Origin of the sequence: Aeromonas sp. ASNIH8 (assembly GCF_002919855.1) — a bacterium.
GTDB classification, from domain to species: domain Bacteria; phylum Pseudomonadota; class Gammaproteobacteria; order Enterobacterales; family Aeromonadaceae; genus Aeromonas; species Aeromonas caviae.
Genome location: NZ_PQLN01000002.1, coordinates 79,437 through 104,551, shown reverse-complemented (window position 1 = coordinate 104,551; position 25,115 = coordinate 79,437). Strand labels below are relative to the sequence as shown.

General features: G+C 60.4%; 35 protein-coding genes. 14 read left to right on the top strand and 21 right to left on the bottom strand.

Going from position 1 to position 25,115, the window contains the following annotated elements:
* Window positions 1-59: 59 nt before the first annotated feature.
* The 18 genes from C3418_RS01320 to C3418_RS01235 form a co-directional block, all read right to left on the bottom strand.
* Window positions 60-290: a hypothetical protein gene (locus C3418_RS01320; protein ID WP_103857837.1), complete on the bottom strand. Its 231-nt coding sequence runs from the start codon at window positions 288-290 to the stop codon at window positions 60-62.
* 331 nt (window positions 291-621) lie between these two features.
* A complete protein-coding gene (locus tag C3418_RS01315) occupies window positions 622-1,161 on the bottom strand; it encodes a DUF2514 family protein (RefSeq protein WP_103857836.1) in 540 nt (179 codons plus the stop codon).
* Entirely contained in the window at window positions 1,161-1,652 is a 492-nt protein-coding gene (locus C3418_RS01310; protein WP_045525021.1) for a lysozyme, read from the bottom strand. The genes C3418_RS01315 and C3418_RS01310 overlap by 1 nt, the downstream gene beginning before the upstream one ends.
* 2 nt (window positions 1,653-1,654) lie before the next feature.
* The gene (locus C3418_RS01305) at window positions 1,655-1,861 is read right to left on the bottom strand and encodes a hypothetical protein (RefSeq protein ID WP_033132437.1); all 207 of its coding nucleotides are present in this window, start codon (window positions 1,859-1,861) and stop codon (window positions 1,655-1,657) included.
* A gap of 193 nt (window positions 1,862-2,054) precedes the next feature.
* Complete coding sequence (locus C3418_RS01300; protein WP_223918230.1) at window positions 2,055-2,576, bottom strand: antitermination protein; 522 nt, start codon at window positions 2,574-2,576, stop codon at window positions 2,055-2,057.
* Between the two features lie 94 nt (window positions 2,577-2,670).
* Window positions 2,671-3,057 (bottom strand): RusA family crossover junction endodeoxyribonuclease, encoded by a 387-nt coding sequence (locus C3418_RS01295; protein ID WP_041211155.1) that lies wholly within the window; start codon window positions 3,055-3,057, stop codon window positions 2,671-2,673.
* Window positions 3,044-4,018 (bottom strand): DUF968 domain-containing protein, encoded by a 975-nt coding sequence (locus C3418_RS01290; RefSeq protein WP_103857834.1) that lies wholly within the window; start codon window positions 4,016-4,018, stop codon window positions 3,044-3,046. The genes C3418_RS01295 and C3418_RS01290 overlap by 14 nt, the downstream gene beginning before the upstream one ends.
* Before the next feature lie 14 nt (window positions 4,019-4,032).
* Complete coding sequence (locus tag C3418_RS01285; RefSeq protein WP_041211153.1) at window positions 4,033-4,230, bottom strand: DUF3283 family protein; 198 nt, start codon at window positions 4,228-4,230, stop codon at window positions 4,033-4,035.
* Complete coding sequence (locus C3418_RS01280; protein ID WP_258039723.1) at window positions 4,227-4,937, bottom strand: phage regulatory protein/antirepressor Ant; 711 nt, start codon at window positions 4,935-4,937, stop codon at window positions 4,227-4,229. Before C3418_RS01280 ends, C3418_RS01285 begins: the two co-directional genes overlap by 4 nt.
* A gap of 100 nt (window positions 4,938-5,037) precedes the next feature.
* On the bottom strand, window positions 5,038-5,265 hold the full coding sequence (locus tag C3418_RS01275; protein WP_234676916.1) for a hypothetical protein: 228 nt from the start codon (window positions 5,263-5,265) through the stop codon (window positions 5,038-5,040).
* Complete coding sequence (locus C3418_RS01270) at window positions 5,262-5,912, bottom strand: hypothetical protein (protein ID WP_219812680.1); 651 nt, start codon at window positions 5,910-5,912, stop codon at window positions 5,262-5,264. Before C3418_RS01270 ends, C3418_RS01275 begins: the two co-directional genes overlap by 4 nt.
* Window positions 5,909-6,169 carry a hypothetical protein gene (locus C3418_RS01265; protein ID WP_103857831.1) on the bottom strand — a complete coding sequence of 87 codons (261 nt, stop codon included), beginning with the start codon at window positions 6,167-6,169 and terminating at the stop codon, window positions 5,909-5,911. Before C3418_RS01265 ends, C3418_RS01270 begins: the two co-directional genes overlap by 4 nt.
* Window positions 6,169-6,663: a hypothetical protein gene (locus C3418_RS01260; protein ID WP_103857830.1), complete on the bottom strand. Its 495-nt coding sequence runs from the start codon at window positions 6,661-6,663 to the stop codon at window positions 6,169-6,171. The genes C3418_RS01265 and C3418_RS01260 overlap by 1 nt, the downstream gene beginning before the upstream one ends.
* Window positions 6,641-7,696: a conserved phage C-terminal domain-containing protein gene (locus C3418_RS01255; protein ID WP_258039722.1), complete on the bottom strand. Its 1,056-nt coding sequence runs from the start codon at window positions 7,694-7,696 to the stop codon at window positions 6,641-6,643. Before C3418_RS01255 ends, C3418_RS01260 begins: the two co-directional genes overlap by 23 nt.
* Before the next feature lie 58 nt (window positions 7,697-7,754).
* Window positions 7,755-8,021, bottom strand: coding sequence for a hypothetical protein (locus tag C3418_RS01250; protein WP_103857828.1), 267 nt, complete (start codon window positions 8,019-8,021; stop codon window positions 7,755-7,757).
* Window positions 8,011-8,223 carry a hypothetical protein gene (locus tag C3418_RS01245; protein WP_103857827.1) on the bottom strand — a complete coding sequence of 71 codons (213 nt, stop codon included), beginning with the start codon at window positions 8,221-8,223 and terminating at the stop codon, window positions 8,011-8,013. The genes C3418_RS01250 and C3418_RS01245 overlap by 11 nt, the downstream gene beginning before the upstream one ends.
* A 77-nt stretch (window positions 8,224-8,300) precedes the next feature.
* Window positions 8,301-8,816, bottom strand: a complete 516-nt coding sequence (locus C3418_RS01240) for a phage regulatory CII family protein (RefSeq protein WP_103857826.1) — start codon at window positions 8,814-8,816, stop codon at window positions 8,301-8,303.
* A gap of 7 nt (window positions 8,817-8,823) precedes the next feature.
* Window positions 8,824-9,027 (bottom strand): Cro/CI family transcriptional regulator, encoded by a 204-nt coding sequence (locus C3418_RS01235; RefSeq protein ID WP_103857825.1) that lies wholly within the window; start codon window positions 9,025-9,027, stop codon window positions 8,824-8,826.
* 97 nt (window positions 9,028-9,124) lie between these two features.
* On the opposite strand from C3418_RS01235, the gene C3418_RS01230 reads away from it, so the two are divergent.
* The 13 genes from C3418_RS01230 (at window position 9,125) to C3418_RS01170 (ending at window position 19,867) form a co-directional block, all read left to right on the top strand.
* Window positions 9,125-9,784, top strand: a complete 660-nt coding sequence (locus C3418_RS01230) for a LexA family transcriptional regulator (RefSeq protein WP_235687604.1) — start codon at window positions 9,125-9,127, stop codon at window positions 9,782-9,784.
* Between the two features lie 204 nt (window positions 9,785-9,988).
* Window positions 9,989-10,573 carry a hypothetical protein gene (locus C3418_RS01225; protein ID WP_103857823.1) on the top strand — a complete coding sequence of 195 codons (585 nt, stop codon included), beginning with the start codon at window positions 9,989-9,991 and terminating at the stop codon, window positions 10,571-10,573.
* A gap of 137 nt (window positions 10,574-10,710) precedes the next feature.
* Window positions 10,711-11,052, top strand: a complete 342-nt coding sequence (locus C3418_RS01220) for a DUF4406 domain-containing protein (protein ID WP_103857822.1) — start codon at window positions 10,711-10,713, stop codon at window positions 11,050-11,052.
* Window positions 11,049-12,743: a phage N-6-adenine-methyltransferase gene (locus tag C3418_RS24620; protein WP_258039719.1), complete on the top strand. Its 1,695-nt coding sequence runs from the start codon at window positions 11,049-11,051 to the stop codon at window positions 12,741-12,743. The genes C3418_RS01220 and C3418_RS24620 overlap by 4 nt, the downstream gene beginning before the upstream one ends.
* Entirely contained in the window at window positions 12,740-13,156 is a 417-nt protein-coding gene (locus tag C3418_RS01210) for a hypothetical protein (RefSeq protein ID WP_103857821.1), read from the top strand. Before C3418_RS24620 ends, C3418_RS01210 begins: the two co-directional genes overlap by 4 nt.
* A 13-nt stretch (window positions 13,157-13,169) precedes the next feature.
* Window positions 13,170-13,469: a hypothetical protein gene (locus tag C3418_RS01205; protein ID WP_041205538.1), complete on the top strand. Its 300-nt coding sequence runs from the start codon at window positions 13,170-13,172 to the stop codon at window positions 13,467-13,469.
* Window positions 13,470-13,490: 21 nt separating this feature from the next.
* Window positions 13,491-14,105, top strand: a complete 615-nt coding sequence (locus tag C3418_RS01200) for a 3'-5' exonuclease (protein ID WP_103857820.1) — start codon at window positions 13,491-13,493, stop codon at window positions 14,103-14,105.
* Window positions 14,102-14,560 carry a single-stranded DNA-binding protein gene (ssb, locus tag C3418_RS01195; RefSeq protein WP_103857819.1) on the top strand — a complete coding sequence of 153 codons (459 nt, stop codon included), beginning with the start codon at window positions 14,102-14,104 and terminating at the stop codon, window positions 14,558-14,560. Before C3418_RS01200 ends, ssb begins: the two co-directional genes overlap by 4 nt.
* 60 nt (window positions 14,561-14,620) lie before the next feature.
* The gene (gene xisR / locus C3418_RS01190) at window positions 14,621-14,836 is read left to right on the top strand and encodes an excisionase family protein (RefSeq protein WP_307773191.1); all 216 of its coding nucleotides are present in this window, start codon (window positions 14,621-14,623) and stop codon (window positions 14,834-14,836) included.
* The gene (locus C3418_RS01185) at window positions 14,812-16,119 is read left to right on the top strand and encodes an Arm DNA-binding domain-containing protein (RefSeq protein ID WP_050498206.1); all 1,308 of its coding nucleotides are present in this window, start codon (window positions 14,812-14,814) and stop codon (window positions 16,117-16,119) included. The genes xisR and C3418_RS01185 overlap by 25 nt, the downstream gene beginning before the upstream one ends.
* Before the next feature lie 28 nt (window positions 16,120-16,147).
* A complete protein-coding gene (gene ettA, locus C3418_RS01180) occupies window positions 16,148-17,815 on the top strand; it encodes an energy-dependent translational throttle protein EttA (protein WP_103857818.1) in 1,668 nt (555 codons plus the stop codon).
* A 111-nt stretch (window positions 17,816-17,926) separates the two neighbouring features.
* Window positions 17,927-18,256, top strand: coding sequence for a hypothetical protein (locus C3418_RS01175; RefSeq protein ID WP_103857817.1), 330 nt, complete (start codon window positions 17,927-17,929; stop codon window positions 18,254-18,256).
* A 255-nt stretch (window positions 18,257-18,511) separates the two neighbouring features.
* A complete protein-coding gene (locus C3418_RS01170) occupies window positions 18,512-19,867 on the top strand; it encodes an NCS2 family permease (protein ID WP_103244310.1) in 1,356 nt (451 codons plus the stop codon).
* Window positions 19,868-19,952: 85 nt separating this feature from the next.
* Here C3418_RS01170 and djlA read toward each other — a convergent pair whose 3' ends face one another.
* The 3 genes from djlA to C3418_RS01155 are packed head-to-tail and all read right to left on the bottom strand — an operon-like array spanning window position 19,953 to window position 22,472.
* The gene (gene djlA, locus C3418_RS01165; protein WP_102948878.1) at window positions 19,953-20,777 is read right to left on the bottom strand and encodes a co-chaperone DjlA; all 825 of its coding nucleotides are present in this window, start codon (window positions 20,775-20,777) and stop codon (window positions 19,953-19,955) included.
* Window positions 20,778-20,796: 19 nt separating this feature from the next.
* On the bottom strand, window positions 20,797-21,465 hold the full coding sequence (murU, locus tag C3418_RS01160) for an N-acetylmuramate alpha-1-phosphate uridylyltransferase MurU (protein WP_052816414.1): 669 nt from the start codon (window positions 21,463-21,465) through the stop codon (window positions 20,797-20,799).
* Complete coding sequence (locus C3418_RS01155; RefSeq protein ID WP_052816415.1) at window positions 21,462-22,472, bottom strand: aminoglycoside phosphotransferase family protein; 1,011 nt, start codon at window positions 22,470-22,472, stop codon at window positions 21,462-21,464. The genes murU and C3418_RS01155 overlap by 4 nt, the downstream gene beginning before the upstream one ends.
* 174 nt (window positions 22,473-22,646) lie before the next feature.
* Between C3418_RS01155 and lptD the strand changes: the two genes are divergently transcribed.
* Window positions 22,647-25,106, top strand: a complete 2,460-nt coding sequence (lptD, locus tag C3418_RS01150; RefSeq protein ID WP_103857816.1) for an LPS assembly protein LptD — start codon at window positions 22,647-22,649, stop codon at window positions 25,104-25,106.
* The last annotated feature ends 9 nt before the right edge of the window (window positions 25,107-25,115 follow it).

Sequence of the window (25,115 nt, the reverse complement as noted above, 5' to 3'; positions counted from 1 at the left end):
TCCGCCCGCTGCTGCTGATGGCATTGCTGCAGGGCGCTAGCATTAGGCGGCGAAGTAAATCAATGGCGATAGGGGTAATTGCTCTCAACAGTGGCACCACGGGAGAGAGTGCCTGTGATGCTGCTTGGGTCAATTACCACCTTTTCAACAGCAACCTGCCTTGCTTGCAGTCGAGATACAGCCGCAAGCAAAGATGCGTGACTAGCCTCCAGGAGACGGGTGGAGCGGCGGAGCTGGAGCAGCAAGTAAACGTTGCAGGCAGCAGTGAACAACATGATGGCGGTCAACATGGCATTACTCCTTTTCACAAAGGCATGGGCTCACCAGGTCGGTTCCCCTCCCTCGCTGTCCTGTTAGGTTAAGAGCCCATGCCTTTGTGTTGAGTGAGGCGCTGGCATCACGGTCGAGCCCAAAGGGTCAATCGTATCTGATGCTGCTTGGTCGCCGGTCAGTCAGCGCCTCGGTACTCATTGCTTGATGCACTCACGCACATCGGTAATCCACAACCTCGCTTTTTGGGGTTTCATATGTAGTGAAAATCCGCGCCTCAACGACCCGTCGAGGACGGGGGGCTGGGGGGAGTACCTTTGACCTGGGGGGTGGGGTATTGCGGTAGTTGGGTTAACGGGGTTGAGTCAATGAGAGATAGGCTCTTTCACAGGCTAGTCCTGACGCTCGAGCTCGGTCATACGCTGCTGCCAGCTCACCCGCTCTCTCGTCAGCCCGGCTGAGCAGGTCGGCGAGCACCATGGCAGGATGTCCGGCTGCCGGGCCTCCTTGGGCAGCCCCGGGATTGCTGGCGCACTGACTTGCTCGGGCTGCCAGGCGGCGGGCTTGCTCGCGCAGCCGGCCAGACTCAAGGCTAGCAGCATCGGCATCAGCTTGTGCTTGGGCGATTTGTTCTTGCGCATGCTCTCTTACCTCATCGATTTCTGCCTGGCGGCGCAGTTCTTCCTCCCGAGCCTCCAGCTCTGCCTTAGTCCTGGCCGTGGCCAGACGGGTCGCCTCTTCATCCCACTTCGCCTGCCAGGTCTTGCGCTCCCCCTCCTCCCCAGCAGCATGACCGGAGCGATAGAGCGCCACACCGCCGCCGGCCAGGGCGGCTATCACCAAGGCACCGGCCAGGAACGGCAGCACCTTGCTCTGCTGAGTCACTCCCATCACACCCCCTTGCACTTCGCATTGAGGCGCAGCCGGTCTTTCCAGAGCCCGGGGCATACCCGGTTCCCCGGTACCGAGCAGTCCTGGTTGCCGGAACGCTTGAATAGCAGGATCGCCTCGCAGGCCCCGGGGTAGTCGCCAGCGTTCAGGCGCTTCACGATGGTGGATCGGCAGAAGGCGCCGGGACCGATGTTGTGGGAGAGCTCGACATAGGCGTCGAACTCATACTGGTGGAGTGGCACCTTGATGCAGGCCTTGAGGGCATTCTCGAACACCCGCACCTCCCGAAGGCTCCTGTTCACCGCGGCGACGGGCGTGATGGTGTCACCCATCTTGACCCCTTCGGTGCTCCCAAAGCCGATAGTGGGGAGCTTGGTACCGTGTACGGGGTCGGGGTAAGCCGTCGGCTCAAACCCCTCCCGATTCAGGATCCCCACAAAGCCGGCAGCACTGAGCGTGAGCGCCGCTATGGCAATTCGTACTTTTGTCATGCCTACCCCACCTGCTTGGCGCGTGGCTTGATGATGTTCGACCAGATAAACCAGCCGATCTGAACCGAAAGCCACACAAGCGTCGCGATCAGCACCCAGTCATTCAAAGAGACACCAGCCCACGACATACTCACCACCGCTACAGGAGGGGCAGATTTCGCAGTTTCACCGACCACAGTGGTAGCGATCTGCTCATGGCCTTGATTCATGAATCCACCCCAGAAACGAAAAAACCCCGGCTAAGCCGAGGTTTGAGAGCAAGAAACAAAAAAAACCGCAACCTTTCGGGTGCAGTCTTCCATCGTTGGCAATCAGCCTACACAAAATTGCAGGTGGCCGTCAAGCCACCCTCACCTGCACAAGCAACAACCCCGCCGAAGCGGGGTTCTAGGGGCAAGTGACTTACCGCGTCGTATACCAATAGCGCGTCTGCGCCGCTGACTCCTGCTGGTGGCACCAATCCAGCACGGCCAGATAGAGCGGATACCAGCCCAGCTCCCATTGCCCACGGGTCAGTCCACCAGCCAACGGTTCAATGGCGCGTCTGATCTGAGTACCCGGGATGGGGCGTAGCCCGGTACCACCACAGCGTGGGCACACCTTATCAATCGCCTTGCCGTGCAGGCGGCTCAGTTCCAGGTCGCGGATCACTCCCCGCCCCCGGCAGAACTGCGGGTGACAGGAAGCCCCAGGAGTGTCAGCAGTGCGGCAGTAGTGTTCCAGGGCCAGCTCGGCCACCCGGCGCAAGGCCATGCCATGGCCACGTTCCTTGTTGGCCCCCACATAGCGGGGGGCAATCTTGGTGCACTCGGCTTGCACAGCTAGCAGGGCCTTCTTGGCATCCCCTAGGTCTTTGCAGTAACGCGCCATCACCAGCGCCATGCCGGCACCATTGTGCTTCTGAACCATTCCCAATGCCGTCATCACATCACTCTTTGTCAGATGAGAACGCCCCGTTGACTGGGCCTGATAGGCCTGCAGCATCACAGAACGCGGATCCCCTACGGTAATTGCATATTCAAAGCGCACTCATCACCTCCACTGTTACCGACACCATTCCCCCTTTCACTACCGGCCCGCGCTCCACCAGCAACCGGTCGATCTGGCTATCGTCCAGCCACACCCCGGCGTGGGTCAGGGCGTCTTGCACCGCCTTCACCGTGTTATCCAGATCCCGGGCTCGCCGGTCAGGGGCCTGCACCACCAGCCGCAGGGCCAGCCGATCGGGAATCTGCTTGCCGGCTAACTTGGCAGCCAGACAGGCATCGGCCGCAGCTTTGCGATAAACCCTCCCCTCCTGGCTCAGCAGGGTTCTGGGCTTACCGCTCACGGCCACATTGCGCCAGATCCGGTTGGTTGAAGGGGGCCATGGCAGGGTCACTGTCCATGAATCAGCTTTTGGCATTGAACACTCCCAAGGAGCAAGCCAGATCCAGTGTGTTGATAACGTGCTCCAACTGCGAACCGTGCTTGGCCTCCCAAGCCTTCCACCCGATCCGGTGCAACTCCATGTGTGGCTGGTGGGCGAGTGGGAACGACATCAGGTCATGCGCCTTGCTGCCCATCACACTCATCCCGTGACCCACAACGTGGTGCGCCTCGATGCCCTCGCGCTGGCCCGTCACCACACAGGGCAACTGTCGAACAAAAGCCAAGTAGGCCGCACACTCCCAGCGCTGTCGTTTGGGCTTGCCTAAATGCAAGGCCGCAGGCTCAGGATCAATCTGGCGAATGGCCGGTTTGGCATTGATGCGAGCCCGCAGATCGGCCAGTGGATCGCGCTCTGCCACCTCAAGGCGATGATCACGATAGCGAGCATCGGTCTCCCGGTTACCACGGGGCGACCACTTCCGATCCGGTTCGATGGGTGCCAGGCGACAGGCAGAGCGCAGCAGCGGATCCGGCAATGAAGGCAGCACCTTATAGACGGTCGCCCACCAGCACAGATCCCGGGCAGTCAGGTCAGCAGCGGCCACCCCACACCAGCCAGCGACCCGCTGCAGCACAAGCTGCGCCAGCCACCCGGCCACATCGGCGAGGCGGATCGGTAACTGCCCATTGCGGTGCTCGTTGTCGTGATGCCAGCACAAAGGCAGATGGACCCCCTCCACCTCTGCGGTGACGGTTTCCCCAATGCAGCCATCGGCTATCACGCAAGCAGTGGCATTGGCGGTCAGCAGCTCCCCACCGGCGGCATTGACCACCGCGGCGCGGGCCAGGGCCGACACCAGCTCAGGGAACTGGGCCAGCAGGTCTGATCCCTGATCGCGCACCAGGCGCACCGGCTTGCCAGCCAGTTGACGCCTCACCGCCGGCAGGCTGTCGCCCAGCGGTACCAGGGCCAGCCCCAGTGCTTCGACAAACACGGCGTTTCCTGCGCTCACGCTTGCCCCCTGATCGCATTCAACTGTTGGCGAAACCACTCACGGTGCTCTTCATCCACCTCATCGATGGCGGCCACCACAACCTCACGCCCGATCTCGTTGCGGCGACGGCGCCACACCAGCAGGTGCGCCTGCTTGATCAACTCGATGCGCTGCCGTTCAGACGATGGCAACAGGGCCAGGTTGTGACTCATGCCGCCACCCCACGCAGGATGCCGTCACGGATCAGTCGCTCCACCAGCCACTGCTGGCCCTTGCCGGTGATCAGGGGGGTGAAGCTGATACGCCGCTCGCCGTTGCTGTCAAACGAGCTCTCCCGGGTCGCGAACAGCCCGCGGTCCACATACTCCTGCATCGGCAGGTTCCAGCGCTCCCCGCGGCAACTCATCAAGATCTTGCGTTCCCTCAGCAGGGCGAACAGGGTGTTGGGGCCAAGGCCCACCGTCTTGGCGAACGCCGACAAGGTGATCCCCTTCTCCACGCTGGCGATCTGCTTGGCGAACTCCACCGCCGGGGCATCCATCGCCACCTTGCGCTCCAGCTCCATCTTCTGCTCGGCCAGCTCGGCGGCCAGACGCAGGGCCTCCGGCAGGGTCTGGGGGATCATCATCGCGGGCTGGTGGGCTTGCTGCTCCAGCTCCTGCCAGCGGCGAATAATCCGGATCCGCAACTGGGCGCTGTAGCCGGCCACCAGACAAAGGGTCTCCTCCTTATCCAGCAACAAGCAGGGCTGGGCACGGCCAAGGCTGTCCCGGTACTCGGCTGACTTTTCAGCCGATTGAATTTCCACCAGCATCCGGCGAATATCGGCCAGCACATTCTTGTGCTCCTTACCGGTCAGCTCGGCGAGCTCCACGCTGGTCATCGTCAACAGGGCATAACCCCGAGTCATCAGCTCCATCACACCGCCCCCTTGCTCATGCTGCTGGCCACCGCCAGGGCCACTCCCACAAACACCAGTGCCATCAGGGCATAGGCCACCAGCACCACCATCAATTTGTTCATCCCATCTCCCTCCCTTCCCTGGGCCGGCGGCTCGCCTTGCGCAGGGCCATACCGACGACCAGGCCGACTTCCCTGGTCCACTCGTCAAAACCGCCTTCATGCCAAATGAACATGCCGAACGTGATACAAAGCCCGGCCTGGCGGGTCTTCTCCAGCTCCTCGATGCCCAGCAGCGGAGCATCCAGATCCCGGGTTGGAGTGTGCTGGGCGTAGTAGTGCATCATGGCTGCCCCTCTTCCACACCAAGCTGCTCATTGAGCTGCCGCACCCGGTAATTCAGCATCTTCATCTCACGCTCTTGCCGGTGGAAGTCATCGTGATAGCGAGCGAGGCGCTGCGCCTTCTGTTCGGCATCACGTAGCCGACGATTCATCACCTCCGGATCGCCAACTCGACTCAGCACATGAGCCATCATCTCCAGCTCAAGCCGGTGATTCTTCTGATGAGCCCAGACCTGCTCTGCTCCCCTTCCGTTGGCCCCCTGAAGCATGCAGACATGGCCAGCGAGCAACTTCACATGGCCGCGGTTATTCACCCAGAGCAGCCCCCAGCCACGGGGCAGGTCGTCCAGGGTAATGATGCCCTCAGGACACATGTAGTACCGATAAGTGCCCATCCCCAGTACCTCACCGTTGCGATGCGGCTTCTTGGCATCGGCGAGGAAGTCAGATCGAGAAACCTTCACCTCGACGAGAACCGATCCGCCGTTGCAACCCCAGCGGTAACCCAAAGCATCTGCCCGTTCACCACCATAGAGCCCACCTACCTCGATCATGGCGATCTGGCATGCTGGCCCCCTGTTGCCCATGGGGCGCTTGAGCCACGCGCAGGCAATCTCTGATAAGCGAGCGTGATTCATCTGTTCGCTCATGCCCCTACCCTCACCAGCGCCACCGCACAGCCCCGGATCCGCGCCGCTTCCGCCTGCGCTTGCTCCGCGCCCCCCATCACCAGGTAATGCCCGGCGCCAGTGGCGGCATCGGTCTGGCCCAGGGTCTTCGCTGAGTTCGACACCTCCAGCTGTACCCGCTCCCCCACCCAGCCCCGCACCGGCGAATAGATGGCGACCCGGCAGAACTGTGCCTCACGCACATCGCGCTCGGCGTCCCCGTTGAAATAGCTGTTCATCACGCCACCCTCCCTGTCACTGTGACGCCACGCTGACGAAGCTCGCCCTGCAGGCTGGCGAGCTCGGCCGCCACCAGATCGTCGCTGGCGGTGCGCTCACGCTTGAGCACCCGGACCTCGGCGATCATCTCGCAGGCCCGGATCGAAATGGTTTGCCCGGTTGGCGCGGTTGGCTGGGCGGCCTGCATCATGCTCGACACGAGCGCCTTCACGTCGGCAGGGCGCGGGGCGAACTGCCGGTCAACATCATCGGCCAGCTGCAGTACCGCTTCGCGGACCAAACCGACAGGGAAACCCTTGATGGTCAGAGCCCATGCCTTGGCAGTGCCGGCGGCATTGCTGTCCAGCTGGTTGGCGCTGGCAGGCCAGAAGGCGATCATCATCGGGAACAGCTCATTGGCCAGGAACAAGGCGAGCGGGTCGGCAGTGCGCTGGTCGGCAGGCAGACCATCTGGGTGCAGCACGGCCACGTCAGAGGATGGTGTTATCGTCATAGCCGACTCCTGTGTTCGCCATGATGGCCTGGGCATGCTGCTGGGCCTGCGCCAGATTGGACAAGCGGCGCTTGCGCTCGAAGCCCTCCCACTCGCCGTTCACGCAGCGCGGGCGGCCGATGGAGTTCCAGCGCTTGGCAGCAGCCAGATAGCCGTCGAACTTCTGTGGGGCAAACACGGTCATCGGGCGCAGGTACTCGCTCATTTTCAGGTCTGCAGCCCAGTGCGCGGTCTTGAAGTCCGCCACGAGCTGCAGGTCGGCGACCGAGTAGCCGTCGGCCAGACGGGCGTTGATGTTCTGCAGGGCTGTGGGCTTGGTCTGATAGCGGCGATCGGCGACAGCGTTGAAGTGCTCCAGCACCGCCCTCGCCTCCTGGCTCACCACCAAGGTGGCCTTGCGCTTCTGGTCTCGTTCGGTTTCGTCAGAAACCGGACAAGAGATCTGTTTAAGATCCTCTGTACTATCTAATTCTTTTACTTCTTGTTCTGTTGTCGTGACGGTCGGGGCCCCGATGGGCGAGACAGTTGGCGCGACAGCATCACCACCCAAATCCGCATCGGTAAAGGCTTTGGGCGGGACACACGGCACCACGGCCGGCACCCCGATGGGCGCCCCATATGTCGCGCCCTCAAACTGCTCTGTTGCGAATGGTTCGCAATTAGAGCTGACCGGCTGCAGGGCGGCCTGATAGTCGTCGTAGTTGCAGATCTCGATGATGGTGCCCCACGGGGTGCCACGCAGTTCCAGCATCCCCTCTTTGGCGAACCAGCCAAGCAGGCGCTCGGTCGACTTCTTATCGAGACCACGCCCGCGCTCGTCACACAACTGCTGACCCAGCTCGGTTGCGCTGATCACCAGCTGGCCCCGCATCAGGTGCCAGTCACGGCCCTTGTAGCGCACACAGCCCGCCTCGTAGGCGGCCAGACCGATCAACCGCATCCAGGCCGCCAGCTTTGTGGCATTGCGGGCCCAGTCGGCTTGCAGCAACGAACGCCAGCACACCACATAACCACTGCGACGGTTGTCACTCATGTTGCTGCTCGTCTTCCTGTTGATAGGGGCGGCCACCGGGGCCGCCAGTCTGACTACCTCACCCATGGCTCACCTTCTTCACTCGCGTCGGTTTGGCCGCCTTCTTGGCGTCCTTCTCCTGCTGGCGCAGCTTGCGTTGCAGCAACTTGGCCATCTTCTTTCCCTCCGCCAGACACTTGGCAAAGGCCTGCCCCTTGGCAAAGCACGGCGTGGTGCAAAAATGCCGCAGGGCCGCCTGGGTTGCGGTGTGTACCACATCAGGGGTGTATCCCCCCGCCGTCAGGATCTGCGCCACATTGCGCTCGATAAACAGCTCAGGATGCATGGGCCACCTCCTGCAGATCCTGCAAATGCTGTTGCAGGCACACGGCGTGACGGCGGGCCTGCTCAGCGGTGGCAGGAATGCGCAGATGGCCATAGACCAGGAAGGTGCCCCCCAGACTGACCACCAGCTTGGGCAGGGTGGCTGGAATGCATGAATGGCGTTTGCCTTGTGCAGGCACTGTTGGTCGGCTACTCTTGTCCATGTTCGGTTACCTCTCCAAGTTTCTGAACTCGGCCCCGACTGTTAGCGCAGTGCGGGGCTTCTCTTTGTGTACCTGCATCACTTCTCTCCCTTTGCTTGCGGGAACGGCCGCACCTGACTGGCCACCGTCTCATCCAGGCTCAACAACTCCCTGATGGCCCGATGCACCGCAGCCCGGATAGCTTGCCGCTCGATGGGGTCAATCACCCCGTCCTGCCGCGCCTCGCGGTACTCCGCAAATACCGCTGCCACCACCTCCCCCACCATCATCACCTGATCAGCCAGCTCCTCTTCCGAGACGGCCGACTCCGGCACGGCCACCAGCATCTGGCCACGCGCCAGCGCCCAGGCCTGCAAAATGGCGTTGTCACCGGTCAGCTCGGTCACCGCCAGCGCCTCCGACAAGGTCAGGTGATGGTCCTCGCAATGGGGGTTGAACTTGTTGTTCAGGGTGGTCGGCCGCTTGCAGCCCATCAGCTTGGCCAAGTCGGTGATGTTGTAGCGGCGACTCAGTTGATACGCGGCGTCAATAGGGTCAGATAGATGGGAGTGATCCCGCTTGACTCTCGTGGTTGTTTTTTTGGCTTCTGTCATGATGGCCTCAAGCAGATTGGTTAAGGCGCTCAGCGCCGACAGGTAACAGGCCTTCACGCTCTAACTTCTCAATCTGATAGGCCCGCAGCTCAGGGATTTCGTTACCCCACTGGTAGATTGCTTCGCGCTTGATGTTGAGCATTTCGGCCATTCGCTGGACCTGCTCAGCTCGCTTTTCGCCGAACTTGCTTAAGGCTTCGTTCTTGGTCATACAGCCCCCTGAATAAAAGTATTCTTATAGTATATTGAAAGAATGCTTCTATCAAGGCGGTATAAGATGACTTATATTTATTTTTCAGGGGATGCGTGTGGAATCGGTAGGAGATCGGATCAGGCGGCTTCGAAAAAGCCTCGGTCTAACCCAAGTGAAGCTGGCGCAAATGCTCGGCATCAAAGCGCCAAGCGTGGTGCAGTGGGAAAGCGATAAAACAAACCTGAGCGGTGAGAACCTGCTGAATGCAGCAAAGCTGTTCGGGGTGACGCCTGACTACATCCTCTACGGCGGAGAGATTGAGCAATCAGCCGCGCCAAACATGGAGATGGCCCAGCCAGACATTCACCGGATCCCGGTGATCAGCTATGTGCAGGCAGGGGTATGGACAGCGCCGAACGAGATCCGCGAGTGCGATGGCAATATGGCCTATATCACTACCGATCTTGACTTGGGACAGCGCGCCTTTGCCATCGTGATCCGGGGCAATTCTATGGAGCCGGAATTTACCGAAGGGGACCTGGTGCTGATCGACCCGGACGAACCGATCCACCCTGGTGACTTCGTGGTTGCCAAGAACGGCGAAGAAGAGGCCACCTTCAAGAAGTACCGCCCCCGCGGCTACAGCGAAGACGGCAAAGAGATCTTCGAGCTGGCCCCGCTTAATGACGATTACGCCACCATGCGTTCGGATCGCCAGCCCATTCAAATCATCGGCACTATGGTTGAACATCGCCGAAGAAGAAAGCGCAGATAACAATTCCAATGTATCACCTTGCTGGAATAGTTTGGAGTGATTGAAAACTGTTATAAGTGAAAGGACTGAACAATTCAGCTCTTAATAGACAGCCAATTAAACAACCATAAATTCAACAATGGTGTCTTATGCTTTTATTTTCTATAAGCTAAGAAAAATCTGTAAAAATAACATTGGTTCTAAAAATAAAAACAAAGGATTAATATGAAAACAGTTCAATCATTATTAATAACAACCCTAGCTATTAGTGTTCTCAGTGGTTGTGCAGTGACGCTGCCATTCAACAACCGCCTCTCATATCCAACATATCAAGAACTCCAAAAAGAAGCTGTAGATAGAGATTTGCCAGCGGTCATGATCACATGGGCCCCATCAAGCTTCCCAACCAGGATCGATGTTCAAGGTGCTTCTGGCTATGTGGGCAGCGCATCCCAAACCCGGATTCCGACCGGTGTCGCCATGGCAGCTAGGATCAGTGAAGCCATTAGCGCTTTCACTCAGGTTTCTCCAAATGGTCTTCCTTTACTGATTGATGTTATTGAAGCAAAGTCAAAATTCGAGTATTCAGCTGGCGTATTTAATGTAACCCCCTCTCTAGACGTAGGTGAGATAACATTCAAAGCCAAGCTTACCTTGGGCAAAAGTCAGTGGGTGAAAACCTATTTCTCACGTAAAAATGATCCATCCATAGGCGGTATGAGCGCTACAGGTATCTTGGAAGCAGCTTGGGACGATGTTGCCTCCCAAGTGGCTAGAGATGTTGCAAAACAACTTCAGGCCGTGAAATAGAAACTACTGCACTCAAGCCCACCAGCGCGGTGGGCTTTTTTACACCACAAAATATAAGAACTCTTACTTTTTGCTTGCACCAACAATGTAAGCCTACTTATACTTCATCCCAGATACACCAGTAAACGGGATGAACCATGTCGAACCAACAACGCAAAATCGTCTACATCGCAGGGCCAATGTCTGGCCTGCCGGAATACAACCGCCCTGCCTTCAACACCGAAGCGCTACACCAGCAGCAAAAAGGCCACGTCGTACTCAACCCGGCAACCCTGCCGGACGGCCTCACCCAGCAGCAATACATGCAGCTCTGCTGCCCCATGGTGATGATGGCTGATGAGGTGATCATGCTGCCTGCCTGGATTAACTCCCAAGGCGCCACCGCCGAATTCAACCTCGCCATGAAGTGCGGCAAGGTTATCCGCCAAGCCGAAGACGGATTTGCCTGGTACCCCACCAGCCCCGAGGTGGAGGCATGAACCACTACGCCCAAGCGCTGGCCGAACTGCAGGCCCATCCTGACCACGAGCTCAAGCAGATCGGCGATCAGTGGCAGACCCCCAAGGCGCTGGCCTGGGGCCTGTTCCACCAGTTCGCCCCCACCCTGGGGCCGGTGGTGCTCGACATGTTTGCCGACGACTGCAACCACCTGGTGCCGCACTACTACGATGCCGAAGACAACGCCCTCACCCAGGAGCTGGCCGCCGACCTGCGCCGCCTGGGGGGCGCTGCCTACGCCAACCCGCCCTACTCGCGCCCCTGTACGGATAGCGAGGGGAACCCCATCACCGGGATGGAGGCCATCCTCAACTACTGCCGCGAGCAACGGGCGCTGGGCGCCAAGATCATGTTGCTCATCAAGGCCGCCACCAGCGAAACCTGGTGGCCAGAAGATGCCGACTTCATCCAGTTCATCAGCGGGCGCATCGGCTTTGAGGTACCGAGCTGGTACGTGCCCCGCGACCCGAAGAAGGACAAGCCCAGCTCCAGCGGCTTTGCCTCAGCCGTGGTGATCTTCGACGCCGGCTGGCAAGGCGAGCGCCGCCCCGAGGCACGCCTGCGCCGTGACGACCTCATCACCACCGGCACCATCATCCTCGACATGATCCACCGGCAAGCGGTGGAGCTCACCCTGGCCGCCGATCACGTTATCCGTAACGCCACGCCCAAGCTGACCCCCGTGGTCACCCAGGAGCAACCCGCCGAAACAGAACCGGCCGCGGGGGAACCACCAGCAGCCGACGATAACGAGGCCAGCGCCGCGGCGGCGGCCGAACTGGGCTATGCCGACGCCACCAGCATCATGGCCAAGCAAATTGAGTGCGTTGATCTCGGCGAAGAGCAACAGGATACGGTCAGGGGCTATGTGCAAGGCTGGCTGGACGAGCCTTATCCACTCTCCGAGATCTTCTATCGGCTCGATCTGGCCGTCGCCAACCTGCTGGCCGGCAAGCCTATCCATCAGGGCTTTGTCGCAGAAGAGAGTCGTTCCCCCACCCTGCCCCACTGGCAACGCCACCCCGCAGTGAAGGGGGTTATCTACCAGATCGACGATGCGGACATCCTGACACCGGCCAGGACTGCAGAGCTGGCTGCCTGGATCATCGACAACCTGACGGCCCCAGGCGATCTGCTGGAACTGGCCACCGCCCTGGCCGCCGAGCTGTTGGCGCAGAGTGCCGAAGCCACCAGCCCAGAGCCAAACCATGCAGAGCGGAAGCTCGAGCTGCTGGATGCCCACCACCCAACCGAGGAACCCAGCACCAAGCCGCTCGAGGACTGGGCCTTCGACTACCAGAACGACGAGCTCAATCTGGGTGGCGCCGAGTGGTCGTGCTTCGTCGCCGTGCTGACCGTGCTCTACGGCGCCAAGGAGCACTACACCGCCCGGGAGGTAGCGATCGCCATCTCAGTCAGCGATGAGCAGCTCATGGACGAATACACCACTTTGGACGAGGAAACCAAGGTGCTGCTGCGTAAGGCTGTCTCCACTCTGAAGCAGGTTGAGGGATACAACTTCACAGAAGCCTTCACCATGCTCGACCTGCACCGCCAGGAGGCCGTCATCGCCTTACTGAACGCCCTGCATAACGAGCCGACCCTCAGCCCCGTCACGCAAAAGAGCGTGATGATCAACGCCATTACCCGAGTGAATGAGGTGATGGCATGAGCATCGTCCAAGACGTGGCCGAATGGATTCACGCCAGGGAAGAGGGCGCCCTGTGTGGAGAGGTGGCGACGGCCTTCTCTATCACCGCGATCAAGGCCAGCGTACTGATCAGCCAGATCCAGCGTGAGCCACGCTTCACCACCCGGGTAGAGCATGGCCGCATTACCGACGACAACGGCAAGGGACGGCATGCTCGCCGTCTCTATGTTGACCAGGTTCAGCCACCGCGGTGGCACAAGACCCCGGTGATCGGCACCAACGATAAAGAGCAAACCGTCAGGTTCGCCAGCATCACCGATGCCGAGCGTGTTGGCGGTTTTATTCGAGTCGGCATCACCCGCTGCCTGAATAACTCCCAGGCGACCCACGGCGGCTATCGCTGGGCGGTCGCATCAAGCGAACAGAATGGTTAGAGGAAAACACGACATGAACGAAAGAATTCTCACCTGTGTGTATTGTGGCCACGAATATCCGCAGGATACCCCGGCACATGGCAGCCAAGTCCTGACCGATCACATCAAAGTGTGCAAGGCGCATCCGCTGCGAAAGGCCGAGGCTGACATTGCCTTGCTGCGCTCGGCGCTGGCTGGCTTGATCGGTGTTAACACCGAGGCCGAGTTGCGCCAGATGGAGGGGGTTATGCGATCCCTTCCTGCTCCTGATGCGGACAAGGCGGTATCAATCAACGCAATCCATGCCCTGCTTGCAACCATCACGAACAGCTGACCGTCCAGAGGAAATCACGACATGAACGATAAAGCCGAGCGGTATCAGGGCGACACCGTGGTATTCGATACCGAAACCCTGGCCATGGACAAGAAGGCGGTGGTGCTCACTCTCTCTGCCGTCCGCTTCAACAAGCACGATGCCGAGGTGGGGATCACCATCGACAATGGCCGCCTCTCCACCGAGGGCGAGAACGTCCTGCACCTCAAGCTGAATGTGACCGAGCAGTTGCTGGCGGGTCGCACCGTTGACCCGGGGACGGTGGCTTGGTGGAACAAGCAGGGTAAAGAGGCCCGTGACGGTATCATCAACGGCAGCAATACCCCGGTGCGGGAGGCGCTGATCCTGCTCTCCGATTTCATGAAGGGAGCACAGCCCTTTGCCCGCGGCACCGACTTTGATCCGCCGATTCTGGTCTCCCTGTTCGAGGACTTCAGCCTGCCGGTTCCATGGAAATACAACCAGGTGCGGGATGTACGGACCTACATCGATGCGCTATCTGGTGGCAGCAAGGGGTATCTGGATGAGTGGCAAAAGCCAGACTGGTTCGTCCCCCATCACTCACTTCATGACTGTATCCGGGATGCCGAACAGATGCAGCTGGCAGAAGGACAAGTGTCGCGGGGTAATGAATGAAAGGCATCAACAAAGTCATCCTGATCGGCAACCTGGGTCAGGATCCTGAAATCAGATACACCTCGGGTGGCATGGCGATCGCCACCCTCTCTCTGGCCACCAGCGAAAGCTGGCGCGACAAGCAGACCGGCGAGCAGAAGGAACGTACCGAGTGGCACCGAGTAGTGTTCATGGGAGTGCTGGCTGAAGTGGCAGGGAAGCACCTGAAGAAGGGCTCCCAGGTCTACGTGGAGGGAAAACTGCGGACTCGCAAATGGCAGGATCAGAGCGGACAGGAACGCTACACCACCGAGGTGCTGGTCGACAGCTTCACCGGTGTGATGCAGATGTTGGGAGGGAATGGAGGAGGGAAACAGCAGGGAGCAAGCGGTCAGCCAAGGCCAACCCAACAACCGGCGCAGTCGCCGGTCTACACCGAACCACCCATCGATTATGACGACGATCTGCCGTTCTAGGCCAACGAAAGACAGTGGCCCCATGGGGCCGCTCTTCTCGCAGTGAGGCGTAAAGGAGACATGAATATGCATCAGAAAGTGGTTGTGATGGAACGCCCCAGTTGGGTTCTGCCTCGAGTTTTGGGGGAGATGTTCGGGTACACTGAGAAGGCCATCAGCGAGAAGCGGAAGAAGGGCCAGCTTATAGAGGGGGTCCACTACAAGTTGGCCCCGGATGGGAAGTATGTCTATCACTGGCGGAGATATGAGGATTGGCTGACCGGAACCAAGAACTGATCGACATCGTTGCGGTAACACCAGGTGTCGAACTACACGGCAAGAGCCTTCGCATCGACTTCCGCTTCCACGGCAAGCGATGCCGGGAAACGCTCAACATGCCGGCCACCAAAGCCAACATCAAGCATGCCTCCCGAAAACGGGAGGCCATCCTGCACGAGATTGCCATCGGGGTGTTCGACTACGCCAAGCACTTCCCAGACAGCAAGAATGCCCACCGGTTCGCTGGCACGACTGCAAGCCGTGACATTTCGCTAGGTGACCTAGTGGAGCACTACCTGAAGATCAAGGATGTGGACATCGGCGATAACGCCCGTGGTCGCTATCGCTCCATTCTGGGGATGATGGCCGCCGACCTGGACCACACCCGGATCGTCAGCACCTTCCGGACCGAAGACCTGCAACAATGGCGCCGGTACCTGATGACCGAGCCGCGGAACAGAACCAGCAAGCCCTTGGCTCCGAGATCGGTCAACTACTACATGATGGTCGCCGCTGGGCTGTTCAACTTCGCCAAGCAGAACGGCTACACCCACCAGGACCTTTCTTCAGTGCTGACCAAGGTGGAAGTGATCCGGGATAAACCAGACCCTTTTGATCAAGATGAGTTCCGGCGCCTGCAGGAAGCAGCTCGGCACGATATGGATGCGATGTGGATCCAGCTCGCATGCTGGACAGGCATGCGTACTGGGGAGCTCTGCTCCCTAGCATGGGAGGATGTTGACCTGGAGCGCGGGGAGCTCCAAATCCGCCGCAACATCACCCAGGCCCGCAACTTCAAGGTACCGAAGACCGGACATGAGCGAACCATTGTACTCCTGCCCCCTGCAATCGAGGCGCTGAAGCGCATGCGGCCAATGACAGCCATGCGCCAGTCCCATTACATCAAGAAGACGTTGAGGGACCGCCGGCAGGTCGACGAGAAGGTCACGTTTGTATTTAGTCCAGACGTCACCAGCAAGACGCCCGGGCTCAGTATCTGCTACACAGCCTTCACCTTGGGCGACAAATGGGACAGGTTGATAAAGAGGGCTGGCATTCGCCGCCGAACCCAATACCATATGCGCCATACATTTGCTTGCTGGATGCTAACCGCGGGCGCCAACCCTGAATGGGTTGCGTCATACCTGGGGCACGAGGACAGCACCATGGTGCGAACAGTCTATGGCAAATGGATCCCCGAGCAAGACCGCGACGAAGCGGACAGGGTTTGGGGCAGGCTTGGGGCCAGCTTTTCTGATTTGGCCCCAATACAGCCCCAAGATTTCAAAGCAACACAATAACAACCTGTAAATTAAAGAGAATTAGCCAATGGCTCAATTTATTTACACCATGAACAGGGTCGGCAAGGTAGTGCCGCCCAAGCGTCATATTCTCAAGAACATCTCCCTCTCCTTCTTCCCGGGCGCCAAGATAGGCGTGCTGGGTCTGAACGGCGCCGGTAAATCCACCCTGCTGCGCATCATGGCCGGGATCGACACCGAGATCGAAGGGGAAGCCCGCCCGCAGCCCGGCATCAAGATCGGCTACCTGCCCCAGGAGCCCAAGCTGGATCCGGAGCAGACGGTGCGCGAGGCGGTCGAAGAGGCGGTGGGCGAGGTGAAACGCGCCATGGCGCGCCTCGACGAGGTCTATGCGGCCTACGCCGATCCGGATGCCGACTTCGACAAGCTGGCCCGCGAGCAGGGCGAGCTGGAGGCCATCATCGCCGCCCAGGGCGGCCACAACATGGAAAACCAGCTGGAGCGCGCGGCCGACGCCCTGCGCCTGCCGGCCTGGGATGCCCAGATCAAGCACCTCTCCGGGGGTGAACGCCGCCGCGTGGCCCTGTGCCGCCTGTTGCTGGAAAAGCCGGACATGCTGCTGCTGGACGAACCGACCAACCACCTGGATGCGGAATCCGTGGCCTGGCTGGAGCGCTTCCTGCACGACTACGAGGGCACTGTCGTGGCCATCACCCACGACCGCTACTTCCTCGACAACGTGGCGGGCTGGATCCTGGAGCTGGACCGTGGCGAGGGCATCCCCTGGGAAGGCAACTACTCCTCCTGGCTGGAGCAGAAAGACGCCCGTCTGGCCCAGGAAGCGAGTTCCGAAGCGGCCCGTCGCAAGTCCATCGAGAAGGAGCTGGAGTGGGTTCGCCAGAACCCCAAGGGCCGTCAGGCCAAGTCCAAGGCCCGTATGGCTCGCTTCGAGGAGCTCAACACCAACGACTACCAGAAGCGCAACGAGACCAACGAGCTGTTCATTCCGCCCGGACCCCGCCTCGGCGACAAGGTGGTCGAGGTGGCCAACCTCTGCAAGTCCTATGGCGACCGCCAGCTGATCGACGATCTCTCCTTCTCCATTCCGAAGGGCGCCATCGTCGGCATCATTGGCCCGAACGGTGCCGGTAAATCGACCCTGTTCCGCATGATGTCGGGTCAGGAGCAGCCGGACTCCGGTTCCATCACCCTGGGTGACACCGTGGTGCTGGCCTCGGTGGATCAGTTCCGCGACCAGATGAACGACAAGAAGACGGTGTTCGAGGAAGTCGCCGACGGCCAGGATATCCTGCGCATCGGCAACTACGAGTTCCCGAGCCGTGCCTATATCGGCCGCTTCAACTTCAAGGGTTCCGACCAGCAGAAGCGGGTTGGCGAGCTCTCCGGTGGCGAGCGCGGTCGTCTGCACCTGGCCAAGCTGCTGCAGACCGGCGGCAACGTGCTGCTACTGGATGAACCGACCAACGATCTGGACATCGAAACCCTGCGCGCCCTGGAGAACGCTCTGCTGGAGTTCCCCGGCTGTGCCATGGTCATCTCCCACGACCGCTGGTTCCTCGACCGCATCGCCACCCACATCCTCGACTACCAGGACGAGGGCAAGATCGAATTCTTTGAAGGCAACTTCACCGAATACGAAGAGTGGAAGAAGAAGACCTACGGTGCCGAGGCTATCCAGCCGCGCCGCGCCAAGTACAAGCGCATCGCCAAGTAAGGCGAGGCAACAGCCGCGCCGCCAGGCATGACGTCACAAGGGGAGCCGAGGCTCCCCTTTTTTGCCTCTTCTGACTTACAATCTCCACCTCTACCCCAGCGATAGCGACCCATGACCCAAGCCTCCACCACCAGACTCACCATCCAGATCCGGCTCGAACCCGGCTGCCTGGGGCCGGATGGCAAGCAGCACATCGATACCTTCTGCGCGGCCGCCAACCGGATCCTCGCCGCCATCGAACCCCGACGGGTGCACTGGGTACTGCTGCCCCGCCATGACAAGCAACTGGCCGAGCAGGCCTATTTCCTCGATAGCCGCCCCTTGAGCGAAACCCAGGCCACCCTGCTGCTGCAACGCATGGGGTTGACCCTCGATCCCTTGCTGGAGCAGAGCGATGCCGTGCTGAGCCAGCTTATCGAACGCTACCAGAAAAACCGTTGATCCCGATGTGGAAACGGGGCTCTATTGGTCCCCTTTCTCCTGCCTCTGAGGGAAAACGTTTGAATTTTTACTCTATTCATTGATCCGCCTCGCACATCCGGGGTTTGTAAACCTGGCCGCCTGTGTGAAAATGTGCGCGCTGTCACGGTATCAGTACGAGTCTGGTCACTTCACCGCCAGAATCAGGGTCCGTCGCCCCGCATGGATGGGCCGGGCCCCCTGCTGCCTATTTCACGTCACCCATTGGAATCCAACATGAATCAACCACATCACGCTACCGGGCAGACCGCCAGCCCGGCTGCCGGGCATGGATTGCTCGAGCGCCTGTTTGCCCTGCGCGGTCATGGCACCACGGCCCGCACCGAGGTGATCGCCGGCATCACCACCTTCCTGACCATGGTCTACATCGTCTTCGTCAACCCGCAGATCCTCTCTGCGGCAGGCATGGACACCCAGGCCGTGTTCGTTACCACCTGCCTCATCGCCGGCATCGGCAGCATCCTGATGGGTCTGCTGGCGAACCTGCCCATCGCCCTGGCTCCCGCCATGGGCCTCAACGCCTTCTTCGCCTTCGTGGTGGTGGCCGGCATGGGCTACTCTTGGCAAGTGGGCATGGGCACCATCTTCTGGGGTGCGCTGGGCCTGCTGATCCTGACCCTGCTGCGGGTACGCTACTGGCTCATCGCCAACATTCCCCTGACACTTCGGGTCGGCATCACCGCCGGCATCGGTCTGCTCATCGCCCTGCTCGGCCTGCACAATGCCGGCATCGTGGTCGCGAGCCCCGCCACCATGGTGACCGTGGGCAACCTCACCTCCCTGCCCTGCCTGCTGGGGCTGCTCGGCTTCTTCCTCATCTGCATCTTCTCCGCCCGCGGCGTCCACTCAGCCGTGTTGATCGCCATCGTCGTCACCACCACCCTGGGCTGGCTGTTCGGCGACGTCACCTTCAAGGGCTTCGTCTCCGTGCCGCCGAGCATTGCCCCGGTCTTCGGCCAGCTGGATCTGATGGGATCGCTGGACATCAGCCTCGCCGGGATCATCTTCTCCTTTATGCTGGTCAACCTGTTCGACTCTTCCGGCACCCTGATCGGCGTGACCAACCGCGCCAAGCTGGCGGATGACAAGGGGCACTTCCCGCGCATGAAGCAGGCCCTGGTGGTGGACAGCGTCAGCTCCGTCGGCGGCGCTTTCATGGGGACCTCGTCCGTGACGGCCTACATCGAGAGCAGCTCCGGCGTCGCCGTCGGCGGTCGCACCGGCCTGACCGCCATCGTGGTGGGCATCCTGTTCCTGCTGGCCATCTTCTTCTCTCCGGTCGCCGCCATGGTACCGGCGTATGCCGCGGCGGGGGCTCTCATCTACGTGGGCGTGCTGATGTGCTCCGAGCTGACCCGGGTAAAGTGGGAAGACCTGACCGAAGCGGTGCCGGCCTTCATGACCGCGGTGATGATGCCGTTCAGCTTCTCCATCACCGAGGGGATCGCCGTGGGCTTCATCTCCTACTGCGTGATGAAGGCGGGCACCGGCCGCTGGCGAGAGATCAACCCCTGCGTGCTGGTGGTGGCCCTGCTCTTCGTCCTCAAGTTTGTCTGGGTCGATGCCCACTGATTTTTCTTCCATGAAAAGAAAAACCAGACTCTGAAAACAAAAATGCCCGTCATCGACGGGCATTTTTTTATGGCGGGATCAGGGCTCAGCGAATGCCGCGGGCCTCACGGATCCACTCCCAGGCCTGCTGGATCTCCTGGGTCTTCTCCTTGGCCATCTCCATCATCTCGGGGGGCAATCCCTTGGCGGCCAGCTTGTCAGGGTGATGCTTGCTCATCTCCTTGCGATAGGCACGCTTGATCTCCTGATCGCTGTCGCTCTCGTTCACCCCGAGCAACTGATAGGCATCCTTGAGGCGATCCCGGGAGGGGGGCTCCTGACGGTATTGCTGCCCCTGGCCACCGCCCTGCTGTTGCTGACGGTGGAAGAAGTTCATCTGGGCCTCGGCCATGGCCAGAATGCGGGCCAGCTCGATGCGACTGAACCCCAGCTCGTCGGCGATGGTTTGCAGGATGGCCCGCTCGTTCGCCTCCACCTGACCGTCGGCGAAGGCGGCCTGCAGCTGGACCTCGAGGAAGAAGCGCAGGATGTCGCGCTGCCCCAGGCTCGCCTGGCGAAACTCCGCCAGGGTCTCGCGCAGGGGGAAGTCCGCCTCCTTGCCAAGGCGGAACGACTCCTGAGCCCGTACCCGCTGCTCTCCGGCCAGCCGCATCCTGTCCATCAGGTTGGACGCGACCCGTATTTCGTGCTCGGTGACCTGGCCGCTCGCCTTGGCGATGTGGCCCATGACGGCGAAGGTGGCATGGAAGAAGACGGCCTGTTGCTGCTGGCTGGGTGCCCGCTGGAAGGCCCCGCGGATCCCCATGCCCCGATCGAAGCGATGGCCGATCCACAGGCCCAGCAGCGCACCGAAGATGTTGCCGAGCAGAAAACCGAAGAAGGTGCCAAGCACCTTGCCCCAAATACGCATGGTTCAAGACCTCGTGATGTTAATGGGTGCCGGCGAGCAGTTTCTCGTCCAGCTCGCGCAGCCGATCGACGGTGCCGATGTCGCGCCACTCGCCTGCCAGCAGGCTGCCACCCACCCGTCCCTGCGCCATCCAGTCGCGCAGCAGGGGGGCCAGCTTGCGCGCCCCGCAGGGCAAGCCAGCAAAGGCAGCGGGGTGATAGAGACCGACGCCGCTGAAGGTGAGGGCCGGGGTGTCCAGCACCCGACCCGCTTGCAGGGAGAAGTCCCCTTGCGGATGCTGGGGAGGGTTGGGTACCAGCCAGAGGTGGGCGAGATCCTCCCCAAGCGGCTGGCTCACCAGAGCGCGATAATCCAGGTCGAGCCAGGTATCGCCGTTGATCACCAGAAAGGGTTCGCTGCCCAGCAGGGGCAGCGCCTGCACGATGCCGCCGGCAGTCTCGAGCGCGCTCTCTTCGGCCGACCAGTGGATGGATACCCCGAGCGCACTGCCATCGCCGAGGGCCGCCACCAGCTTGTGTCCGAGCCAGGCGTGGTTGATCACAAGCTGGGTCACCCCGGCAGCAGCCAGCTTCTCGATGTGGTGCACGATGAGCGGCTTGCCCCCCGCCGCCAGCAGCGGCTTGGGCAGCAGATCGGTGAGCGGGCGCATCCGCTCCCCCCGCCCCGCGGCCAGGATCATCGCCTTCATGGTGTCACCCCGGTGCGCGCCAATCCCGGCAGCACCACCTGCTCCAGCCACTGGCCGAAGCGGGCCAGCACCGGATAGGCGGCGCCATGGCTGCGACAAACATCGACCACATAGCCGAGGGTACGGGGAATGTCCTTGAGGTAGCCGGCCTTGCCATCGCGGTGATAGAGGCGGGTGAAGAGACCCGCCGCCTTGAGATGGCGCTGCATGCCGGTGAGATCGGCTGCGCGACGAAACGCGGCATAGTCCAGATTGCCGAGCAGGCCGGCCCCTTGCAGGGTGTCGAAGCCAAGTCGCATGCCCTGCTCGATCACCGCGTCCGGCCAGCGCACGTAGCAGTCTTTCAGCAGGGAAACCAGGTCATAGCTCAGCGGCCCGATGACCATGTCCTGGAAGTCGATAAGGGCGAGGTCGCTCTCCTTCGGGTTCATCCCGCCGCACACCATCAGGTTGCGGCTGTGGAAGTCCCGGTGCATCACTCCTTGTGGCTGGGCCTGGTTGCTCGCCGTGAGGCAGGCGAAGGTCTCCGCCAGCAACTGCAGCTCTTCATCGCTCAGGGTCAGTTGTAGGTGATGTCCCAGCAACCACTCGGGGAAGATGGCATTTTCGCGGGCCATGAAGGCCTCATCGAAGGGCTCGAGCTCGAGCGCCACAGTGCCGAGCCTTGGCAGCAGGGCGATAGCCTTGCCATACCAGGCCAGTACGCTCGCTTCGTTCAGGCAGCCGATAAGCTGGGTATCCCCCAGGTCCGTCACCGCCAGCAATCCCTGCTCGTAGTCGACCCCCTTTACCTCGGGGGCCAGCAGCCCCGCATCGTGCAGGGCGGTGGCATTGCGAACGAATTCATGATTTTTTTCGGTTTTCGGATTAGCATCCACCCACACCAGACCGCCGCCCCGGAAGTAGCGGCGGAAACTGGCGTCACCGGAAATAAGCGTCAACGAGAGGTTGGCGTCACCGGAAATCCGGCGAGCCCATTGCAAAAGCAGGGAAGCGCGATCGTGCATGAGTCGGGAACCAAATTGGAAAGCAGCACTTGGCTGTTAGCCCTGGCCGCAATAATGCTTTATCATTGCCGGCTAACATAAAGCAATGACATGCAATGTCAACTCGATGGATCCTGACATAAAATGCATGCCCTGAATCCACCGTTTTTACTACGGATTGCGCGAGCCTTTCACATGACAAAATGGACACTGGGATACTCCTGTCCCATCGCCCTGACCATCAGCCTTGTTCCTGCCCTGAGCCCGCTCATGGCCCAGGCAGCGCCACTCAATGCGCCACCCGCTACCGGGATCCTCGACAGCCTCTGCTATGACTATGTCCCCAAGATAGAGAAGCCCACTGCGGGCCAGGACGCCAATGCCCAGCCCGTCGAGGTGGATGCCGATCGCCTGGAGGCCAAGCAGGGCGGTACCGCCGTCTACGAGGGTGACGTCAAGGTGCGCCAGGGCGTGCGCAAGTTCGACTCCGACTATGCCCAGCTCGACCAGAAGAGCCGGGATGTCATCGCCATCGGCAACATCTATTACAACGATGGCCAGATCACGGTCACCAGCGACAAGACCCTGAAATCCAACCTGGACACCAAGAACTCCGAGCTGGAAGAGGGCAAGTATCAGGTCCATGGCTCACCGGTGCGCGGCTTCGCCGAAAAGCTGACCATGACCAACAACAACCAGAACATCACTCTGGAAGGGGCCCAGTACACCACCTGCCCACCGGGCCAGGAGGCCTGGACCCTGAAGGCCGGCAGCATCGACATCGATCAGTCCGAGGTATTCGGGGAGGCCTGGAACGCCAGCCTCTGGCTCTATGACTATCCGGTCTTCTACTTCCCCTATATCAACTTCCCCATCAAGGATGAGCGCAAGACCGGTCTGCTCTACCCGGGCTATACCCAAAGCTCCAAGAACGGCATGGACATCACCCAGCCGTTCTACTGGAACATCGCCCCCAACTACGATGCCACCATCACCTCCCGCTTCATGGACAGACGGGGCCTGATGGAACAGGTCGAGTTCCGCTACATGCCGGACCCGGCCCACGTGGGGAGTCTCTACTTCGAGAACCTGGCGGACGACAAGCAGTACGACGAGACGGCCAACCTCAATCAGCATCTCTCTGACGGTCACCGTTACCTGCTGAGCGCCCGCCACACCTCCATGTTCATGGACAACGCCATGCGGGTGTCGGTGGACTACACCAAGGTACGGGACCAGGACTACAACTACTTCAACGACTTCACCCCCAAGGTGGGGACCCAGGTCGACAACCAGTTGCAGCAATCCCTGAAGGCAGGTTACTACCAGCAGAACTGGAACCTCGATGCCGAGGTACGGACCTACCAGATCCTGCTGGCCAGCGCCCAGCAGCCCCACGAGCTGATGCCGCGCATCAACCACAACTACTACCAGCAGGGCAGCTGGTACGATCTGGCCTGGAATACCGAGCTGACCAACTTCGGCTACAACAACGATCAGGCCATCGAGCAGAACAAGGGTGAAGCCTACACCGGCACCCGGGTCTACACGGCCCCCACCCTGACCATCCCCCTCGTTGACGAAGCGGGCTACTTCCTCGACAGCCAATACAAGCTGATGTACACCCGTTACGACCAGACGGTACCGGACAACATGAGCCAGGCATTCCGTGACAAATTTGATCCAACGTCAAAAGGCATCAATACCAGAACCGGGAAACAAGAAAATGTCACTCTGGAAGAGGGGGCCATCACCCGGGTACTGCCCTCGTTCCGTCTCAAGGGCGGCATGACCTTCGAGCGGGATCAGCAGTGGTTTGGTGAGGGAGCCAACCAGACCCTGGAGCCTGAATTCCAGTACCTCTATGTGCCCTACAAGGATCAGGACAACATCGGTGTCTATGACTCCACCACCATGCGCCAGGACTACTACAGCCTCTTCAGCGATCGCCGCTTCGCCGGTCTGGACCGCATCAGCGACTCCAACCGGCTCTCCTTGGGGGTCACCACCCGCATTTATGATCCGGCCGGGGATGAACGAATCCGGTTGGCCGTTGCCCAAGCCTTCGACTTCGTGGCGCCCAGGGTCAAGCTTTACAGCAGCGATGAGCTGAGCACCAATACCCGCTCCCCGCTGTCGTTCGAGGGTGACGCCAAGATCAACGAGCAGTGGTATGCCCATGCGGGGGCACAATATGATATGGAACAGCGCCAGATAAGCTCTGCCAACAGCGCCCTGGAGTACCGTCACGAGAAGTTGATCAGCCAGTTGAACCATCGCTTCGTGCGGGATGCCAACATTGTGCCTAACACCAATAACGAGGTTACCGATCTCAACCAGATCGGCCTGCTGCTGACCACCCCGCTGGACGATCGCTGGCACCTCTACGGGGGTTACTACAAAGAGCTCAATCAGAGCGTGAAGTCTGATCGTAAAGTGGGCCTGAAATACGACTCCTGCTGCTGGAGCATCAACTTCAACCTGGAATGGGTCAACACGCCAGATAACGTGAACAATACATCCACTGCCGAGCGCAGTTTCGGCATTCAATTTGAAATGAAAGGATTGGGTAGCGTGGGTACCGGCTCCAAGGGCACTTCCCTGGACACCGAAGCACTGCCTTACATTCGTCCGTTTAACCTGCGAGACCAGTAACCGGTCTGG

Bases quoted from the DNA above. Each gene is read 5' to 3' on its own strand.
- C3418_RS01320 (WP_103857837.1), bottom strand. From the start codon at position 290: ATGTTGACCGCCATCATGTTGTTCACTGCTGCCTGCAACGTTTACTTG.
- C3418_RS01315 (WP_103857836.1), bottom strand. From the start codon at position 1,161: ATGGGAGTGACTCAGCAGAGCAAGGTGCTGCCGTTCCTGGCCGGTGCC.
- C3418_RS01310 (WP_045525021.1), bottom strand. From the start codon at position 1,652: ATGACAAAAGTACGAATTGCCATAGCGGCGCTCACGCTCAGTGCTGCC.
- C3418_RS01305 (WP_033132437.1), bottom strand. From the start codon at position 1,861: ATGAATCAAGGCCATGAGCAGATCGCTACCACTGTGGTCGGTGAAACT.
- C3418_RS01300 (WP_223918230.1), bottom strand. From the start codon at position 2,576: ATGACGGCATTGGGAATGGTTCAGAAGCACAATGGTGCCGGCATGGCG.
- C3418_RS01295 (WP_041211155.1), bottom strand. From the start codon at position 3,057: ATGCCAAAAGCTGATTCATGGACAGTGACCCTGCCATGGCCCCCTTCA.
- C3418_RS01285 (WP_041211153.1), bottom strand. From the start codon at position 4,230: ATGAGTCACAACCTGGCCCTGTTGCCATCGTCTGAACGGCAGCGCATC.
- C3418_RS01280 (WP_258039723.1), bottom strand. From the start codon at position 4,937: ATGGAGCTGATGACTCGGGGTTATGCCCTGTTGACGATGACCAGCGTG.
- C3418_RS01275 (WP_234676916.1), bottom strand. From the start codon at position 5,265: ATGATGCACTACTACGCCCAGCACACTCCAACCCGGGATCTGGATGCT.
- C3418_RS01270 (WP_219812680.1), bottom strand. From the start codon at position 5,912: ATGAGCGAACAGATGAATCACGCTCGCTTATCAGAGATTGCCTGCGCG.
- C3418_RS01265 (WP_103857831.1), bottom strand. From the start codon at position 6,169: ATGAACAGCTATTTCAACGGGGACGCCGAGCGCGATGTGCGTGAGGCA.
- C3418_RS01260 (WP_103857830.1), bottom strand. From the start codon at position 6,663: ATGACGATAACACCATCCTCTGACGTGGCCGTGCTGCACCCAGATGGT.
- C3418_RS01255 (WP_258039722.1), bottom strand. From the start codon at position 7,696: ATGAGTGACAACCGTCGCAGTGGTTATGTGGTGTGCTGGCGTTCGTTG.
- C3418_RS01250 (WP_103857828.1), bottom strand. From the start codon at position 8,021: ATGCATCCTGAGCTGTTTATCGAGCGCAATGTGGCGCAGATCCTGACG.
- C3418_RS01245 (WP_103857827.1), bottom strand. From the start codon at position 8,223: ATGGACAAGAGTAGCCGACCAACAGTGCCTGCACAAGGCAAACGCCAT.
- C3418_RS01240 (WP_103857826.1), bottom strand. From the start codon at position 8,816: ATGACAGAAGCCAAAAAAACAACCACGAGAGTCAAGCGGGATCACTCC.
- C3418_RS01235 (WP_103857825.1), bottom strand. From the start codon at position 9,027: ATGACCAAGAACGAAGCCTTAAGCAAGTTCGGCGAAAAGCGAGCTGAG.
- C3418_RS01225 (WP_103857823.1), top strand. From the start codon at position 9,989: ATGAAAACAGTTCAATCATTATTAATAACAACCCTAGCTATTAGTGTT.
- C3418_RS01220 (WP_103857822.1), top strand. From the start codon at position 10,711: ATGTCGAACCAACAACGCAAAATCGTCTACATCGCAGGGCCAATGTCT.
- C3418_RS24620 (WP_258039719.1), top strand. From the start codon at position 11,049: ATGAACCACTACGCCCAAGCGCTGGCCGAACTGCAGGCCCATCCTGAC.
- C3418_RS01210 (WP_103857821.1), top strand. From the start codon at position 12,740: ATGAGCATCGTCCAAGACGTGGCCGAATGGATTCACGCCAGGGAAGAG.
- C3418_RS01205 (WP_041205538.1), top strand. From the start codon at position 13,170: ATGAACGAAAGAATTCTCACCTGTGTGTATTGTGGCCACGAATATCCG.
- C3418_RS01200 (WP_103857820.1), top strand. From the start codon at position 13,491: ATGAACGATAAAGCCGAGCGGTATCAGGGCGACACCGTGGTATTCGAT.
- ssb (WP_103857819.1), top strand. From the start codon at position 14,102: ATGAAAGGCATCAACAAAGTCATCCTGATCGGCAACCTGGGTCAGGAT.
- xisR (WP_307773191.1), top strand. From the start codon at position 14,621: ATGAATATGCATCAGAAAGTGGTTGTGATGGAACGCCCCAGTTGGGTT.
- ettA (WP_103857818.1), top strand. From the start codon at position 16,148: ATGGCTCAATTTATTTACACCATGAACAGGGTCGGCAAGGTAGTGCCG.
- C3418_RS01175 (WP_103857817.1), top strand. From the start codon at position 17,927: ATGACCCAAGCCTCCACCACCAGACTCACCATCCAGATCCGGCTCGAA.
- C3418_RS01170 (WP_103244310.1), top strand. From the start codon at position 18,512: ATGAATCAACCACATCACGCTACCGGGCAGACCGCCAGCCCGGCTGCC.
- djlA (WP_102948878.1), bottom strand. From the start codon at position 20,777: ATGCGTATTTGGGGCAAGGTGCTTGGCACCTTCTTCGGTTTTCTGCTC.
- murU (WP_052816414.1), bottom strand. From the start codon at position 21,465: ATGAAGGCGATGATCCTGGCCGCGGGGCGGGGGGAGCGGATGCGCCCG.
- C3418_RS01155 (WP_052816415.1), bottom strand. From the start codon at position 22,472: ATGCACGATCGCGCTTCCCTGCTTTTGCAATGGGCTCGCCGGATTTCC.
- lptD (WP_103857816.1), top strand. From the start codon at position 22,647: ATGACAAAATGGACACTGGGATACTCCTGTCCCATCGCCCTGACCATC.